The sequence below is a fragment of the Candidatus Protochlamydia naegleriophila genome (assembly GCF_001499655.1).
Classification (GTDB): domain Bacteria; phylum Chlamydiota; class Chlamydiia; order Chlamydiales; family Parachlamydiaceae; genus Protochlamydia; species Protochlamydia naegleriophila.
The window spans coordinates 1,032,970-1,050,833 of record NZ_LN879502.1 but is presented as its reverse complement, the minus strand read 5'-3'; the positions used below and the strand labels follow the sequence as shown (position 1 = coordinate 1,050,833).

The 17,864-nt window shown below is 43.3% G+C and carries 8 protein-coding genes; all 8 read right to left on the bottom strand.

Going from position 1 to position 17,864, the window contains the following annotated elements; genetic code table 11:
• Positions 1 to 81: 81 nt before the first annotated feature.
• The 8 genes from PNK_RS04275 to radC all read right to left on the bottom strand — a co-directional run bounded on the left by PNK_RS04275 (position 82) and on the right by radC (position 17,856).
• Positions 82 to 711 (bottom strand): superoxide dismutase family protein, encoded by a 630-nt coding sequence (locus PNK_RS04275; protein WP_032125362.1) that lies wholly within the window; start codon positions 709 to 711, stop codon positions 82 to 84.
• Positions 712 to 883: 172 nt separating this feature from the next.
• Complete coding sequence (gene ligA / locus PNK_RS04270; protein WP_059060521.1) at positions 884 to 2,878, bottom strand: NAD-dependent DNA ligase LigA; 1,995 nt, start codon at positions 2,876 to 2,878, stop codon at positions 884 to 886.
• A gap of 163 nt (positions 2,879 to 3,041) precedes the next feature.
• The gene (locus PNK_RS04265) at positions 3,042 to 3,818 is read right to left on the bottom strand and encodes a hypothetical protein (protein WP_059060519.1); all 777 of its coding nucleotides are present in this window, start codon (positions 3,816 to 3,818) and stop codon (positions 3,042 to 3,044) included.
• Between the two features lie 905 nt (positions 3,819 to 4,723).
• Positions 4,724 to 6,898: a 1,4-alpha-glucan branching protein GlgB gene (gene glgB / locus PNK_RS04260; RefSeq protein WP_059060517.1), complete on the bottom strand. Its 2,175-nt coding sequence runs from the start codon at positions 6,896 to 6,898 to the stop codon at positions 4,724 to 4,726.
• A 77-nt stretch (positions 6,899 to 6,975) separates the two neighbouring features.
• On the bottom strand, positions 6,976 to 8,082 hold the full coding sequence (locus PNK_RS04255) for a hypothetical protein (protein ID WP_059060515.1): 1,107 nt from the start codon (positions 8,080 to 8,082) through the stop codon (positions 6,976 to 6,978).
• Positions 8,079 to 9,401 (bottom strand): tRNA (N(6)-L-threonylcarbamoyladenosine(37)-C(2))-methylthiotransferase MtaB, encoded by a 1,323-nt coding sequence (gene mtaB / locus PNK_RS04250; protein WP_051982030.1) that lies wholly within the window; start codon positions 9,399 to 9,401, stop codon positions 8,079 to 8,081. The genes PNK_RS04255 and mtaB overlap by 4 nt, the downstream gene beginning before the upstream one ends.
• 228 nt (positions 9,402 to 9,629) lie before the next feature.
• Positions 9,630 to 16,898 (bottom strand): hypothetical protein, encoded by a 7,269-nt coding sequence (locus PNK_RS04245; RefSeq protein WP_059060513.1) that lies wholly within the window; start codon positions 16,896 to 16,898, stop codon positions 9,630 to 9,632.
• 265 nt (positions 16,899 to 17,163) lie between these two features.
• Positions 17,164 to 17,856, bottom strand: coding sequence for a RadC family protein (gene radC / locus PNK_RS04240; RefSeq protein WP_158021696.1), 693 nt, complete (start codon positions 17,854 to 17,856; stop codon positions 17,164 to 17,166).
• Positions 17,857 to 17,864: the final 8 nt, after the last annotated feature.

Here is a 17,864-nt window from a genome sequence, read left to right as displayed (position 1 = left end):
CTATAAAACAAGAAGGCGGGTTATTAAGACCCGCCTTTTCCCTTGAAGTTGCTTCAATTAGAGCTTAATCGTCCAAGACCATCAAGGCTTACTCTCAATGACCCCACATCCAATTCGAGCACCTGAATTTCCAGATGGCTGAGAGACTAGGTCATCCTCATCGGCATGAATCATAATCGACCGGCCAATGATTGAGTTATCCCCTTCTAGTTCAATGAGATTATCTACTCTCTCATAATGCGCATGCCCTTTTGCATCGGCTTCTAGGTTTCCAAAATCACCAACATGCCTTTCTGGGCTATCAGGACCACCATGCTTGTGATTGGTCGGATTAAAGTGCGCACCAGCAGCCATTCCATCTTCACCGCCGCAGTCACCATGCTCATGAACGTGAAAACCGTGCTTCCCAGGAGTTAGCCCATCAATATCGGCAACGATCTTTACTCCGCCAGGCACTTTCGTAAACGTCACAATTCCTTTTACATCACTCTTTATTCCATGAACGACTGCTTCAGCTTTTTTAACTTGCCGAGCTTGAATGACGCCTGCATCAGCTATTTCATTATTCTTATTGTTTCCATTGCGGGCGTGGGGCTTGCGAGAATCGGTACAGGCACAGCTTGTGACCGCGGTGATGAGCAAGGCTCCCACAAAAAAACGTGAGAATTTTAACGCGTGGCAAAATGATGTTGGTAAGTGTTTTTTTAACATACTCTCTATCCTTAGTGTTGCTATGTACGATCTTGTTGAAAAAATTACCATAACGAACCAAATGGTATTATTCAATCAATTTTACAATAAAAACTATAACCCTAGAGAAGAGAAAATTGGGTTTTCCGCTACGCGAATGCACCCAATCTTTCTAGAAAAGAGAATCTTTAGATTAAGCTAAAAGCGCTGTAAAGTCTTCTTCGCTCAAAACAGTAATTCCAAGTGAACGGGCCTTATCGAGCTTTGAGCCCGGATCTGCACCAACCAGTACATAGTCAGTCTTTTTGCTAACCGAGTCAGACACCTTCCCTCCCCGTTCTTTAATCAAACTAGAGGCTCCCTGCCGGGTATAATGCTCCAAACTTCCTGTTAAGACAAATATCCTGCCTTGAAACACATGATCGGTAAAAATCTGCACCTGTCTCGTACGTGGCTTAACACCCAGCTCTAAAAGACGAAAAACTTCTTGCCGATGCTGCTCTGTCGCAAAATATTCAACGACTGCTTGAGCAACTTTTTCACCGACACCTTCAATTTTCATCAATTCGCCTTCGCTCATTTGCATTAAAGCTTCTACACTCCCAGCTCTTGCAGCCAACAGCTCAGCCGTTCCAGTTCCTACGTATTTAATACCGAGGGCCATGATGAACCTCTCAAGCGAAACCTCTTTTGCCTGTTCAATGCTGCTAAGTAAATTGTGAATGGATTTGGCTTTAAAGCCACTCAACTGGGCAACCTGTGTCTCTGTCAATGCAAAGATATCTGAAGGGGATTTGACAAATCCTTTCTGAAAAAGTTGTATGACTACTTTCTCGCCCATGTGATTGATGTCCATTGCTTGTTTACCGGCAAAATAAGCAAGCCTCCTGATTTGCTGCTCGGGGCAGAGGCTTTCATTGGGACAGCGCACGGCAACCTCTCCTAGCATCCTTACAACAGGCGTACCACAGGCTGGGCACTCTTTTGGCATTTCCCAGGCTATTGACTCTTGAGAGCGGCGTGAAAGATCTACACTGACTACCTTGGGAATGACGTCCCCCCCCTTTTCAATCGTCGCAAAGTCCCCAACGCGAATATCTTTTCTTTGAATTTCTTCTTCATTGTGAAGTGTTGCCCTGGCAATGGTACTGCCGGCTAAAAAAACAGGTTCAAGCTCAGCAACGGGAGTCAAAATACCTGTGCGCCCAACTTGAACAGTAATCAACACGATACGCGTCACGGCCTGTTCGGCAGCAAATTTATAGGCAATGGCCCATCTGGGATTTTTACCTGTCACTCCAAGCCGCCGTTGGTCCTTAAAATCGTCCAACTTGATGACAATTCCATCTATATCATAAGGAAGGGAAAGGCGAATGGCCCGAATTTTTTCGGCAAATTGCCATATATCTTCTAAATGATGACAATAAGCGTGGTAATCAAGCGTTGGAAGGCCGACTGAGCGCAAAAAAGGAATGACTTCTGACTGTTTGGTCACTGTGGCCGAGGATTCTTCGGCAACGCCATAAAAAACAATCGCCAATTTGCGGTCTGCAACGGTTTGCGGATCCAAAAGCTTTAATGAACCAGCAGCAGCATTACGGGGATTGGCCCAAAGAGGCTCGCCATCTTGAAGTTTTTGTTCATTCAACTCTGTAAACACTAAGCGAGGCATAAAAACCTCTCCTCTAACTTCCAGAAAATCAGGAACTTCTTTACCTGAAAGCTGTAAGGGCAGTGCCGCAATGGTCCGCATGTTCGTTGTAATGTCATCTCCCTGCTTGCCATCCCCCCTTGTCACGCCGCGCGTAAAAACCCCCTTTTCAAATGTCGCCGAAATGGCAATTCCATCCATCTTCAACTCTGCTGAAAAAGCAAATTGTTTTTTATCCACCAACTTCTGAATGCGCTTGATAAAATCTTCAATCTCCTCTTTCGAATAGCTATTGGCAAGCGATAGCATAGGAGTTTGATGAGTGACCGTTTTAAATCCGGTAGTTAGACTTTCATTCACCCTTTGCGAGGGAGAGGCAGCAGTAATCCATTCCGGATGGCTGGCCTCCATGTATTCGAGGCGTTTAAAAAGTGCATCGTACTCTTCATCAGAAATAGCCGGTTGATGCTCAATGTAATAAAGTCTGTTATGGTGCCAAATTTCACGGCAAAGGTCTTCATATTGCTGCTGGGTCATTTTTTTACTACGATAGATTAAAAAGAAACTAAAAAAATAACACACTCAGGCAAAAAGGAACAAATGAATAGTTAAACAACTACCTGCAGAAAATGGCATGAATTGGAACGTTTAAAATAAATACAATAAAAGGCCAAACATGTTTGGCCTTTTATTGTTCTTGTTACGGCAAAGCTGCAGGCGAATACGTATAAGCAAAAGTCACTTCTTGCCCAAATTGCCCTGAAGCTCCCGACGTATTAAAGGTAGAGCTTTCAATGGGATTAAGACTGTTATTAACAATAAGAGAGCCAAAGCTGCTAAGAGTCCCGCGACTGATTCTGTTCACATAGAAAGTTGCCACATAAGTCCCGATCAAAGCAGGTGCAGGAACAATTAAAGTTTCAAAATTGCTTGTCGTTGTAAGCGGAATCGGAGCAGTTGTATGCGTGGATTGATCGGGATAGGTAAGAATGCCGATTATTTCACCTTCGAGCAAAGGTAAACCAATATCTGTTGTTACGACATTAAAGGTAAATGCCAGTTCGGCAGGACCTCGTGGAATAGAAAAACTACCTGAAGGACCCGTTGGACCGGTGTTACCACTACCGCCGATCGGCCCAATCGGGCCAATTGGCCCAACCCCACCACTATAACCCGAAGATCCCGCATACCCGGTTGGCCCCCGGCTTCCACTATGGCCTTTATGATTCGATCTTGCCAAAGCAGCTATTCCAGTTCCCGCACCAACGAGAGCAACCGCTCCGAGCATATAAGCCTGACATGTAGTCAGACAGCAGGGGCTAGGTTCGCAGCAAGCATTCTCATTGCAAGCATCAGCGTAATTCTCCTGAGCATGCAAATGCGACGTCTGAAAACCACCGAAAGCTATTATCAAACAAAAAAAGCCCAATCCAACGTTTTTTGACCGGGCTATCATACGTAATAAAAAACTATTCATAATCATCCTACATTAAAAGATTTAGCCGTTGCTATTTCACTGAATAAATAGTTACAAAGCAATGACTCGCAAATTCAAAAGTCTTTATAAAAATGTAAAACAATCAGAAATTATTGATAGTCGAAAGTATATGAATAAGAATAATCCATAGAAAAACTTAGTTCATTGCTTAGACACTAGCCTCCTTTCACCTGATTTCTTTTCAAGACCCATATACTCCAATACTTATTTTTCCATAAATATTTTTTACAAAAATATCACAAACAACTGACAATCAGATATTTAAATAATTAATATCATTTAAATATCACTTATTTAATTCCAGTTTTTGTTTCTTTTCACCAACATCTAATTAATTTTCTGAGTGAAAGTTGGAATAACATTAATAATGGATAGTCAAAAATCGATATTAGAACGTGCCATCAATCAAACAATCATTATTTGAAAGATCCAAAGAATGGCGACTCACATTTGCATGAAGCAGGACTTTTTTTGCTATAATTAACGGATCAGAGAGTGTTGCTATTTGCTATAAAATCACTCCCAACTTTTTGTAAGCTATTTATATAGCATCTTGGTGATATAGCTCAATCGGCGCGATGCGCTAGTCTTTCAGCCATAGTTATTCTTGGCCAACGAGCCTCAACATAAGCTGTAGGTCATTTACATTTTTTATTCTGCAACAATTTTGCCATTCAAATCTCTCCTGGGGCCATAGGCTGCTGTCAGCCAGAATTTGCTTCACATAGAATATTCCCTGGGCATCCATTGTCAGGCCTTCTCATAGATAAGCGCCTCACTTTTCCATTATGCAAGGATCATGGGGCAAGCCCCATGCATTTTTAGTCGAAAGATAAGCCTGTCTTTAGGGTAAAATTCGCATTGCATATGCGCAGAGGTTGGAATTATACCAACTTAAAAATCATCGTGGCCAAAGGGGCTAAAGCTAAGCGGACTCCAATGACTTTTCCAGCCGCGTCTTTAATGACTTCTGGATGAGTATGCTTGCCTGATCCGCCATATTTTTGATCATCGGAATTGAAAATTTCTTCAATGTTCTGAAACTGGCTCAAATGAAGAACGTAGTCTGAATGATACAGCGGTGTATAATTGTGAACACAAAGTAGCTTCTCTTCAGAACTCTTGCGAAGATAACTAATCACACTGTTTTGAATGTCAGCAAAATCAACCCATTCAAACGACTCATGGGTACAATCTTTTTGCCAAAAGGCTGGGTGATTAAGATAAAAATGGTTGATATCCCTAACAAAATTTTGGATTCCTTGATGTGTCGGAAATTGCAGTAAAAACCACTCGAGATCCGATTTACAATTCCACTCATTCCACTGCCCAATCTCAGCCCCCATGAAGAGCAGCTTCTTGCCTGGCTGGCAAATCATGTAACTTAGTAGAAGGCGCAAATTGGCAAATTGCTGCCACATGTCGCCCGGCATTTTGCTAAGCAAACTTCGCTTGCCATGAACCACTTCATCATGCGACAGGACAGAAATGAATTTTTCTGAAAAAACGTAAATCAAACCAAATGTTAAATCGTGGTGGTGGTGGGAGCGAAAAAGCGTGTCTTTGGAGAAATAGCGAAGAGTGTCATTCATCCACCCCATATTCCATTTGAAGTCGAATCCAAGCCCTCCACTTTCCACCGAATGAGTAACACCCGGGAAAGAAGTAGACTCTTCTGCAATGGTTAAGACGCCGGGGCAGCGAGAATGGACAATTGAGTTGAGATGTTTGATAAACTCAATCGCTTGCAAATTCTCCTTACCGCCAAAATCGTTCGGAATCCACTCACTTTCTTCACGTCCATAATCCAGATACAGCATTGAGGCAACAGCATCCACCCTCAACCCATCTATATGCATGACTTCAAACCAGTAAAGAGCATTGGCTATCAAAAAGTTAGATACTTCGTGGCGTCCAAAATTAAAGATGTGCGTGTGCCAGTGAGGATGATAACCTTGGCGAGGATCGGCATGCTCATATAAGGCCGAACCGTCAAAACGCCCAATCGAAAAAGCATCCATCGGAAAGTGGCCAGGAACCCAGTCTAAAATGACTCCGAGCTGGTGATTGTGAAAATAATTGACAAAGTACTGGAAATCTTCCGGGGTTCCAAAACGACTGGTAGGGGCATAAAATCCAGATACTTGATAGCCCCAAGACTCATCTAAAGGGTGCTCTTGAATGGGCAGAAGCTCCACATGTGTAAACCCCATGTCTAAACAGTAGGCAACAAGCTCGTGTGCAAGCTCCCGGTAATTGAGAAAATCGTTTCCCCTTTTTCTCCAAGAGCCTAAATGCACCTCGTAGACATTCATGGGAGCAGATGTCAAATTGGCACTCGTACGCTTTTCTATCCACGCCTGATCTTGCCACTTAAAGCGCTCAATATTGGCAATCACTGAAGCGGTGGCCGGGCGCAACTCGCAGGAATAAGCAAAAGGATCTGATTTGAGAATTCTTTCGCCTTGCTGAGTGTGAATTTCAAATTTATACTTCTCTCCCTCACCAATGCCAGGAACAAACAATTCCCATATACCCGAATAGCCCATGACGCGCATAGGATTAACTCGGCCATCCCAATAATTAAAGTCTGCGACTAACGAAACGCTTTTAGCATTAGGAGCCCATACACTAAATTTAACGCCGCTAACGCCACCATGAGTCGTAAGCCTTCCCCCCATGCACTCGTAGAGCTCATAGTGAACACCTTTCCCAAACAGGTACTGATCCATTTCCCCAAAAGTTGGTAGAAACGCATAAGGATCGTAAGCAAGCAATCCATTTTGATGAAAAACGCGGTAGTCCAAAGCCGTTGTATGCCCAGGCACTACACATTCAAAGATCCCCTCTTCATGAATGCGCTTAGCTTCAATCAGATCTCCAAACACTTCGATAAAGACTTGCTGGGCGCCTGGCCTCCACAAATGGATCACTTTAGACCCTCCAAAAAAAGGATGAAGCCCTAAAATCGTATGGGGTTGATGGTGAATCATTTGAATAATGCGAAGTAAATTGTCGTAAAAATGGGGTTCAAATTCAGTCGGCTGCATAGTCATCATCACGCGTTATAACCTGTTAATGCAAAAAGCTAAAATGCTTCTGGCAAGACATTCAATCATAGCTAGATCTTACTTGATTAATTAAAATTGTCAAAGAGGTAATGACAATTTTTTTCTAGAGCAAGCCGCTCACCAGAGCGAATCCACACCCCTTTTTCCGTACCATTTTTTCTAAAGCGGCAACGTTCGGTTTTTTTGAAGTGGCAAACAAGCTCTTGATCACTATGAGAATGAAGAGAAACGCGACGAATGACCTTTTTAGTCCATTCCAAGTCTAGAGTCCCTTTATCATCCAACTGGACGTTCAATAAACGACCGCAATGCAACTCTGGAGGTAGAACTGGCAGTAGGGTCACTACGTTTTGCTGCTGCTCAATAAAATGGCGTCGCATGAGATGCATGCCTTGCTTCAAAATAACCAATGGCGACTGATCGACGATAGGAAACGCGGAATCAACAATCCCTTGAAAGTATTCATCATGCCAAAAAGGGACTAAAATCCCCTGAAAGGCGGCTTGAAAAAGCTGCGTCCATGATGAAGCACTCTCATCAGGTCGATTGTGATTGATTGTTTCTTCGCATTTAAGCAATAGGCGCTGCATCCCGGATTCGATTGAGCGGTTAGGGAAAGAAGGAATCCATTGACTAAGCCGATGCCAAACGGGAAATATTTCAACTAAATCCAAACGGCGCTTAACAAGATCCCAATCTTGTGATTTATGGTTACCTAAAGACAGCCTCTCGTGTCCGGCATGCTTGATTGCAGGCAATGATATTTGCAAGCCATTGCTGAGGTTTAACAAGTCGACAGGCTGGTGAATTAAAACCGATTGCTCATCCTCTTTGTCCTGCATAATCAAACGCCCCTGAGGAGCCTTATCAAGAAAAAAGGCTATTTCCTCTTCTCTTTGAGCCTCTATTTCATAGCGGATGAAACCGCAGGATGCCTCCCCCCAAACCCGAATGACTCCTTTTTCCAGGTCCTTTTGCACAGTAAAGTCCTTAAAAGGCCCTTTCAAAACAAGGTGATACTCGCGCAAAAGCTCAGGAAAAGAGCCATCCAAGCGGAACAAACGCAGCAAAGTAGGAAACACTTGAACAGCATAAGCAGTGCCCGGTAACAAGCAAAAAGTTCCTGGCTGATGACTAAAGGGACGGAGCCGTTCTGCGATTGAAAAGGTCATGCAATGTTTTCCTTTACTAGTTTGAGGGGGTGGGGTTTAGAGATGAGCCGTCCGATCAAACCGCTTGGCGTATTGGAAACGAGCTCGACCTCTACGAGCTGATTGGACCGCAATGCATCACTTTGAACCCAAACATTCAAAAAGTTCTCCGTATGGCCCGAAATCTCGCCCAGTCGTGTATCATCCATGCTTTCAGTCAAAACCCACATGCGCCGCCCAACATAAAGCTCTCGCAATTCAAAAGCCGTCTGCTCGGCTATACGCAACACATCTTGCTTGCGCGAGCGAATGACCTCTGGTGAAACTTTGTTAGGCATAAGAGCCGAACGAGTACGAGGACGATCACTATATGGAAACATGTGAACCTTGGCAAATTTAACCTGCTGCATCACCTCGATGGTATCAGCAAAGTCAACATCCGTTTCACCTGGAAAACCAACGATGATATCCGTTGTAAAAGTAAAGTCGGGGCTCGCTGAACGAAGCCGATCCACGGTATCAAAAAAGATCTGTCGCGTATATTTTCGATTCATGCGCTTCAAAATAACATTAGAGCCCGACTGTAACACAATATGCATCGAATGGCATGTCTTCTTACCATTGAGGATTGCATCTGCAAGGTCATCATCCACTTCGTCTGGATCGATAGAAGAGACTCGCAAACGCTCCAACCCAGGGAGTTGATCGACTAGGCGGATGAGCTCAGCCAATCGGACCGGCTCTTCTTCCTTTGCTACCCCACCGTCAAAATCACCTATATTAATCCCTGTTAAGACAATCTCTTTATAGCCATTGGCAAGCAATGCTTTCGCCTCTTGAATCACTTCTTCGACTGTGCGCGATCTCGAACGGCCCCTTACATAAGGGATTATGCAGTAAGTACAAAAAGAATTACACCCATCCTGAACCTTTAAAAATGCACGCGTATGCGACTCAAACCGGGTAATGGAAAATTCAGGAAGGTCGGCTTCCGGAAAAATGCGGGCCAGCAGATGCTCTTTTTCGCTGTTGGGAACAACGTGAGCCACTCCTTCGATTTGCTTAATCACATCCGGCTGTCTTTCAGCAAAACATCCGGTAACCAATAATTGAGTTCCTTGATTTTCACGCGCTAACTGACGGATCGCATGGCGACTGCTGCTGTCTGCAGATTCGGTGACGGTACACGTATTGACAATGCAAATTTCAGCCGCTTCATCTTCCCCGGCTTGTGTATAGCCTAAAGCAATCAATTGATCTTGATACGCCTGCGATTCATATTGATTGGTACGGCAACCCAATGTGACGATCTTAAATGTCTTGTTTTTCTCTTCTTGCATGTACATTCACTCTTAAATTTGGAAAAAGTTTAGCATAGCTTGAAACGCGATGTAAATTAAAAAACTCGACTTAAAGGTGTTCACAAAATTCAATAAGTTGATTTTCTACAATTGCCCGAGAAGTTGCTGCAAAATCATTGAAAGATACAAATAAAAAATAGGCAACCTTTCTTTCAAAAAATTGCCTATTTTATTTTGTTAAAGCGGCTGACTAGCTACTTAATGTTCTTAAGGAGTCACTCTTCGCTCTCTTAGAGTTTCTTCAACAGTTTCTTGCAAGACACCGGCTATTTTATAAACCAGATCTTCATTCGCAAGAACATGAGTATCAACAGGCTGCCCTTCAGGTATTTTCGTGAACCAATTTAAAATTCTTTCACGATTTGCATCGAGAGAAAGAAACTCATGGAACTTTTTCCTCAGCCACGCTTCAAGTCCCGACTGGGTAAAGAGGAATCCAAGAACTGTTCCAATCACCTTAAAGAAGATGAATCCAAATACGGCATCTAAGGCGTTCTTGAATTTTTTGCCTATTTTCCCAAAGGCCTTTTCAACGAGTTGATCGAACTTATACTGTGCCGCCTTCCATGTGCTCCTAATGAAATAGGTAACACTGGCATCTGCCACATCATAAGTTTGCTGTTTAATTTTCGCATCGAGTTCAGGAATACGTCTCGCATCTTTCGCAATTTTTTCAGCACCTGTAGAAGCATCAAACTTGATGGTTGGCTCTCCTGTTACAGGATCGCGCTTAGCGGCACTTTCCAAAGCCTTTTCCAGGCTTTTTTTAATGAACTGGCCATCAAACTGCTTTCTCAGCGATGCACCAAGAGATTCCTTAACCGAAGGATTAATCTCTCCAGTCTTTGGGTTCTTTATCTGCTTCTTGATCAAGGCTGGCAATTCGAGCATATCAATCAGGGCACTCATAAATTCGCCAGACACATGGTCAAGCTGATCGTATGAAGGATCATCAGGGATGCTAAAATCAATCTCGACTTCCCCATTCAAAGTCTCAAGAGTCGAATCTAAAGAACTTGAAACGATTTCTTTGAGCATTGATTCCTCTAAGACCGTTTCGACGATCTGATTGATTGCTGATGGAAAGATATCTTTTTTAAGAGCCTGCCATACAGGCTTTCTTAATGCCTCGTCAATAAAATCCAAATCGTTTTTGCCATTTGGGAATATGACACTCAACAATGTTTTAGTTGCAGAATCTCCAAAGAATTCCTTTCTTTGCTGCTGATGCGCATTGGCCTCTTCCCGAATCACATCTCTAACAGATTTTCCGTCTTGGAGTTTACCCAAACGCTTTTTAGCGGCTTTACTTAAAGGCTCGCCTCGAATGTCCTCAATCTTCTTGATTAAGATTTTATGAGTGAAAACGAGATCCCCCTTAAGCTCTTGCTTCATCAAACTGGTCAATTCCTCTTTCAAGCGAGCCTGCTGTTCGACAGTTAAAATGCCAAGCAGCCTTTCATTGATAAGCGCAACTGACCGATCATACGTAATAGGCTGGACCGGAATGGCAGAATGCAATCTGCCGCCTGCAGCCGCCAGGAAATCAGCCTGAGCAATATTGGCTCTTCCTCCGGCCTTAGCCATTTTTTGAGCTTCATTCAATGTCTTGATGTGATTAGTCGCGACAAGTAAGATATTGCCCATTAGCTTGCGATTGAATTGAGCCCCTTCAGCCTCCTCAAAGTCGACTGTTTTCGCAAATAGTCTATTGAGGTTGACTAAAACAAGATCGTTGACAAAATTGGCTGCTCTCATCTTCTCTTCAGGCAGATTTGTGGATTGCGCCACTCTTCCCATTTGATCTTGCAGCATTCCTTTTAAAGCCGGAGCGCGCGTGTAATTGAGCAACACACGAGCCACTTCGACATTACCTCTTGCCAACTCTTCCAAGTACTCATCTACCCCTTTAACGATCTGATTGACAACTCGTATTCCATTATCACCAGATTTGGTTAAAAAGTGCGGAACAGCCTGGCCAATGACAACATGAGCCACATCGCGTGCTATAATTGTTGCGTAGGCCTCTTGAGAAGCCTGATCTATTCCAAAACGCTTCAGATCTTCTTTGACGTTACCGGCAGAGAGAGTCTCTTCTGCTTTATGAATGCCCTCATGAATCTTCAGCACTAACTGGCCTAACTGGTCCTTTAGCAAATCATACACTTGTTTCTTCATAGGCTCTGGCAAACCATTTAAGGCATCCTCAGAGTCGATCCCCAAGATGTCTTTAAATATTTCATCGTTTAATTCTTGAGCTATCAGGACCGTGCTTGGCAATTGCTGCACACCCTCAATATCCCGAAGAGTTTTAGCCTCTTGAAACTTACGCTCGACGACAGCCAATAAATTCTCTAACAAAACAACTAAGCTGTCTTTGCCATCGGCTGGCGGATTCTTCTCCGCAATGCGCATAAACAAGCGCAGAATCATCCCTTCCACATATTCAGATGCAAATCCAGATAAATCTTTATAAGCAGCCTCTCCAGGACGTGTGACAGCATGAAGCTTGTCAGCAAGCTCCTGTTTTAACTCATTGTCAATCTGGGGCAATGCCTGCTGCAGCGACTCTGTCAACTCTTCTGGCGTGGCCTGAATGGTAGACAACTGCTCTAATACGGTACGAATATTTGCTGCATAGCCTCTTTCCTCTAAATTCCTGACTAAATCAGCCTTAACTTCCTCTTCGTTGTCTAATTGGACAGGAGCTGCGCTTAAGAAAGCTTCCGCTAATAATTCACTTGTTAAAGGCTGCTCAGTTAGATTCCCAGCCAATTCCACGAGCTTATTAGAAAACGCTGTCAACTCTTCCGAAGTCGGCGCCCGCTCTGCCAAGTCAACAAAGATACGCTCCGCAATAGGGCGCGCACTTCCGAAAACAACCGGCGCTAAACTAAAGATATCTTTAGAAATGGCTGTTGCCAAGTTGCCAAACATTTTAGATCCGGATAACTGGCGAACCCTTTCTTTATTCTTTGCTTTTTCGATAGCCGGGAAAAGCAATGGACTCAACTGGAGATAAGCTTGTTCTTTAATGACATCATAAGCCATTTTTTGAACAGCTCCAGGAACGCCTGGCAAATCCCTCTCAGATTTAATACCAAGAACATTTACCATAAGCTCATCGATCATGAGCTGGGCAGCCTCTTCACGGCTCTTACCCCTAATGAAGGCTGGATTTTGAATCAACTCTTTCAGTTTTCCTGCAATAGCTTCTAGAGACTGCTCACCATCATTGACTTCTGCTAGTTTGACAAAAACAGCCAGCAGCATTCCTTCCACATAACGCTCAACAAGCCCCCAGTTAGCTTGGAAAGCAGGATCGCTTCCTGACAAGACTGCCTGAAGTTGTGGTGCCATCAAGGCGTGCAAGTTAGTAGCGCCAGGAATCGCATCATTGAGCAATTCGGCAATCCGCTCAGGTGTAAACTGAACTTTTTTAATCTTTTCAACTACTTGCTGATCTTTCAAAGCCGTTTGAAGAGCAATCTTAGCCTCTACCTCTAAATCTGTATCCGTAGCTTTTTCGTAGGCTTGAATGACCAAATCGGAATTCAGATCGGTTTTGCCTAGCTGAATGAGGAAATGGCGCAGCTTAGCAGCCACTTGATGCGCTTTTTTATCCAAGAGTTCAGCATCCATGTCTCGATTTCCTGCAGCCAGTACCTCTCTTACACGAGCTTCTACTAATCCTTCATCTCTAATAATCGAGAATAGCCCTTGCGCAAGGCGTTGCAACTCTTCTTCAGCTACCTCACCTTTCAAGTGTGGTTTAAGAGTATCGAAAGTAAGCAAGCTGCGGCCAAGATCTAACATCTCTCCATTGAGAGCATTTTCCATCTCAACAATCTGTTCATTAGATGGATTTTCAATGCCTGCCAGGATTAGAACCGATTGAGCAAATGGTCTATAGCTCGTAATCAGGTTCGGTATCTCTTTTACAAGACCTTTGGATGCTGCTTGAGCAAGTTTGGCAAGCAAGCCTCCTCCATCGCCCAATTGGCCAAGTTTTTGGCGGTTGCTGTCAGCCTCTATGGCTGGTAAAATCATTGGCGTAATTTGCTCGAATAACAGGCGAGCCAATTGAGTTTTCTTGGCTTCTTCAATATGCTTCCAAAGCTTATCTTGAACAGATTCTGGCAATTGGAGCTTTTCTTTTTGATCTAGCCCTAAAAGAATAGACAATTCTTGCGCAAGATTTCTGAATACTTCCAAGTGGGTATCCAACTGAGCAATCAAGTCCTTATTTTCACGCGTCAGCTCATTGATTCTTTCCTGGGCAGTCATGACGCCTATCATCCAGTCACAAGCCACCTTCCATGCTTCTGCATTAGGCAAATTAACTTTTCTGCTTTCAACTCTAATGAGCTTTTCTTTCTGGTCGATATCAGCCAGAATATATTCCAGTTCCTTAGCTGCATGCTCCAGTGTTTTTTCAATATTTAATGCATCAGACACTAATTTCAGCCTTTCTTTAGGAAGCTCTAAGAGGCGGATAAGCACTTCGCAATGAGCCGCTTGCTGTTGGATTTGATTGAGCTCGACTGGATCTTGAATGCTTTCGCTCTTATCGATCAGCTTTGCTCTTAGAATTTTTAATGCGGCTAAGTCAGAAACGAGGCCGCGCGCTTCTTTTTCAATTTCTAATTGAGGCTGAATCCCTTTACGAAAGGCAATCGCTTCACGGACACGGCCAAGTTGTTCGTCATTCCAAACAACTGTAGAGTTAACATTGAGCTGTTCAAAAATTTTAAACTTTTCCTTTGTCAGGCTTTCTACATAATTATCAGCACGCACTCCACGCGCAGTCGCTTGCAAGAAGTTTTGAATCAATTGCAACTGAGTAGGCTCAATATCGCTTGGCAATGTTGCCATCAATTTGCGCAGCTCTGCAATCTTCTGCTCGTTGGATTGGATCAAGCCCTGTATACCAAGAGCCGCCTGCATAATGACTTTTTGCTCGGCTGTAAACTCAGGAAGTGCTTTTTCGAAGGCCTGATGGATATTCTTAAGTAGTTGAGCAGCATAATCTTCACCATCATCTTTAAAATTGCTTTCAATAGTGTTGATTAAGGCTTTTAGAATTCCTGCTTGAACCCCTTGCTTAAGTAAAATGGCCGATCCTGTCTCTTGCTCCCCTTCCTTGACTCCAAGCGCACTTACATTGTTTTTGAACCACTCTTTCAGTGTATTGTCAAATTTCACATCTGGCAAATAAACGCTGAACAATTCCTCAAGCGTGGCACCTAAAGCTTCCGACGACGAAGCAAGATCGATATTCTTGGCGAGAATGCCATCTACCACTTGATCGGCGATAGCCTGGCTAATGGCCAAGAACTGATCTCCACCCTTGTAGGTTTGTACCTTTTCAACAACTGTTGCATGAAGAGACTGAATCACTTGAATGTCAGGAGCCGACTCCGTCAAAGTCTTCTGCAAGCTCTTCGCCTGCTCTATCAGTTTGGGAGTAAAATACTCAATAACTTCCGCTGGCAGTGGCAATTGCTTAGTAAAATCTATCCAAAACTGGTCGGGAATACTTTCACCCGTTTGCAAAGACTTAAATTTGGCAATGGCGCCATCAACTAATTCCTTAATAAACTTATCTTGCTCTACTGGCTGTTCATCAGAAATAACGAGAGCCGATCCTTGAGCCACTAAAGCCAAGGTTAAATTATGCAAAACATCTTGGACAAACAAACCCGCCTTTAATACATGCGGATCTTCAGTGTGCAAGAGTGCTTGAGCCGACTCGACAATCCAGCTAGCTAGCTGCCCCTGAGACATTTTTGCAACGATACCTTCTTTAGATAGCGTTTCTTTAGCTTCTGCTGTCTTTGGATCTTGCTGTTTCTTCAAGGCATTGGTGAGCGCCTCTTCCACTCGATCTACAACACTTGGATCTGCCTGGATGTAAGTCTTGGCGCCATTCACAAGTAAGGATGCAGGAGCATCGATTATGCCATCAATATTGACATCACCTACGCGAGCATGCACGATCGCTTCCCATCCATGACGGCGTGTTGCATCATTTTCCAGTGGATTATAGGCTTTAACCAACATTTCGGTCAGCATGTCGCTTCCCTTATTATAGAGATAATTCTGGACGAACGAAATGTTTAAAATGCTTGAAAAAGGAACGATGATGTCATTGGTTCTATTGGGTAAAAGATAAGCCAGAACATCTTCGATCACGGGCTTGAAAATAGTTTTAAGCTCGAGGTGTCGCTTATGAGCAGTTTCCATGCTCCGCATCAACGAACTAGCGTCCTCCCAACGATTTTTTAAATCTGACTCGGCATACTCCCCATCCAAATAACTTAGCTCGAACTCTGAAAGTTCTTCGAACTCTGGAAAAAGAACTTTTCGACCATTATCAGATAAGTTCCCAGTGGTAACCCACTCGCTTAAGATCTTTTGCTTCTCGGGTTCATTGTTCAAGTTTGGAAAAAGTTTTTTAAGGAGATTTCCTTGCTTTTTGCGGTGTTCTCGGTATTGCTCCTCAAGTTGACTCATTCTAGCAGGATCGATGTGAGCCTCTACCTTCTTTACAAATAAGGAGATCATGCTTGCCAGCGCAGGCTGGTTATCAAAATTGTGAATGGAGTCTTTATTTTGCTTCATTTGGACAGCAAGATTTGCAAATGCATTGGCAATGTTGATATCGATCAAGTCTTTAACGGCGTGAGGATCGAGAGGAATGGAGTCCATTTTATTCTTGGCAATCCCTTCCAATAAAGCACTTACAAAATTAGACAGCTCTACAAATTGTGGCCCCGCTCCAGCCAGAATCATGCGTTGGTGACTAGTGCTTAGCAACTTGGCTTTATCCTGTTTATTGACAAAATAAGAGGCGTAAGCTTTAAAAGCGACCTTACTACCTTTTTTGGCAACATAAGTCGTAGCTGATTTCACCGCAGAACCCACTGTCAAAACACCCGATCCAACCGCGTTCAACACGCCCCATAAATGGGAATAGCTGGTCTGATCAGTTTTTTCTGCCGTCGATGTTAAATTAGGTTGCTTTGCAGACCTCTGCGGCCGTGGCTGAATGATTAGATTTTCTTCTTCCACATTCTCTGCATCAATATTCAAAAGAAGATCTGAATCGCTCTCTACTGTAGGCACTTCATGCTTAAATTCAATGACATCATTTAATACTTCTACATCCGACATATCCGATTCATCTTCTGAATCTTTAGATTCCAAATCCAACTCGTCATCTAGCTGATCTTCCTTTATATCATCTCGCCCCTTAGAAGGGATTTTTTCGGACTCCCCCCATTTCAGCCAAGTTGGAGCTGACCATGTCCATGGTTTCCATGCACTAAAATGAGAGGCAGATTTGTCAAGCGTCTCTTGAGCCTTTTCGGTTGTCGTCTGCTTGATGCCAGGCTCAATAGACAGATTATCTAACTCTGGCACTTCAAAATTGCTCTGGACATCACCTCTAGGTGAAATTGGAGGCGTACTCATAGGGAAACCCCATCTAAATTTTTTTAACTTTTATTAATTAAATTATCTATATTCATAATAGCAAACTAAATCATATTAGTAAATAACGCGTAGACCAAAAAACGCCTCTTAAAACAAAACTTAAAAATTCTTAAAATATTCTTTAAAAACCAAGAAGATCACATAGAGTACATTGTTTAAGGTTAATAAATTTTAAAAATTTTATTTGCCTAAAATAAAAAGCAGCATTTTTCTTGAGATTAAGTTTAGGTTAGTATGGTAAACATTATGGCTCGAATGAAAATCCATTTTGTCGAAGGGAAAGGTAAGAGTGTTTACCAATGATGAGGTGATCATGCAGAGGGATGCCGATTAAGCGGCCCGCTTCCAATAAAAGCCGCGTGAGTTCCAGATCCTGAGCTGAAGGCGTTGGATCTCCGCTTGGATGATTATGGGCCACGAGCAAACTAGCCGCCTTGTGCCGAATGGCTGGGTAGAAGACCTCACGCGGGTGAACAAGCGTTTGGGACAAGCTTCCAATCGAGACCACTTCATGGCAGATTAAAAACCCCTTCGTATCTTGCAAAATGACGACGAATACCTCTCTGCTTTCATTTTCCAATTCATCTTTGATGAGTTGATAAGCATGGGAGGGGTGTTCAATTCGATACCTGGATTTGATTTGTTGACGCGAAGCTCGGCTCCCAAGATTTAAAGCCGCCTTTAATTGAACGGCTTTAACTAATCCAATCCCCTTAATTTCTAACAGCTCTGCCAAAGTAGCCTCTGTCAATTGTTGCAGACCTCCAAAACGGGCGACCAGCTCTTGCGCCATTTGAAGAACGGGCATAGTCTTGCTTCCGCTTCCCAAAATAACGGCAATCAGTTCAATTAAAGAGAGGCTATCCGGCCCAAACCGGAGAAGTCTCTCTCTTGGCCGATCTTCTTCTGGCAAGCATTGAATGGAATAATGCCCCATGGAATTTA

What these genes read in the sequence shown, in the direction of transcription:
- PNK_RS04275 (WP_032125362.1), bottom strand. Translation starts at nt 711, where the DNA reads ATGTTAAAAAAACACTTACCAACATCATTTTGCCACGCGTTAAAATTC.
- ligA (WP_059060521.1), bottom strand. Translation starts at nt 2,878, where the DNA reads ATGACCCAGCAGCAATATGAAGACCTTTGCCGTGAAATTTGGCACCAT.
- PNK_RS04265 (WP_059060519.1), bottom strand. Translation starts at nt 3,818, where the DNA reads ATGAATAGTTTTTTATTACGTATGATAGCCCGGTCAAAAAACGTTGGA.
- glgB (WP_059060517.1), bottom strand. Translation starts at nt 6,898, where the DNA reads ATGATGACTATGCAGCCGACTGAATTTGAACCCCATTTTTACGACAAT.
- PNK_RS04255 (WP_059060515.1), bottom strand. Translation starts at nt 8,082, where the DNA reads ATGACCTTTTCAATCGCAGAACGGCTCCGTCCCTTTAGTCATCAGCCA.
- mtaB (WP_051982030.1), bottom strand. Translation starts at nt 9,401, where the DNA reads ATGCAAGAAGAGAAAAACAAGACATTTAAGATCGTCACATTGGGTTGC.
- PNK_RS04245 (WP_059060513.1), bottom strand. Translation starts at nt 16,898, where the DNA reads ATGAGTACGCCTCCAATTTCACCTAGAGGTGATGTCCAGAGCAATTTT.
- radC (WP_158021696.1), bottom strand. Translation starts at nt 17,856, where the DNA reads ATGGGGCATTATTCCATTCAATGCTTGCCAGAAGAAGATCGGCCAAGA.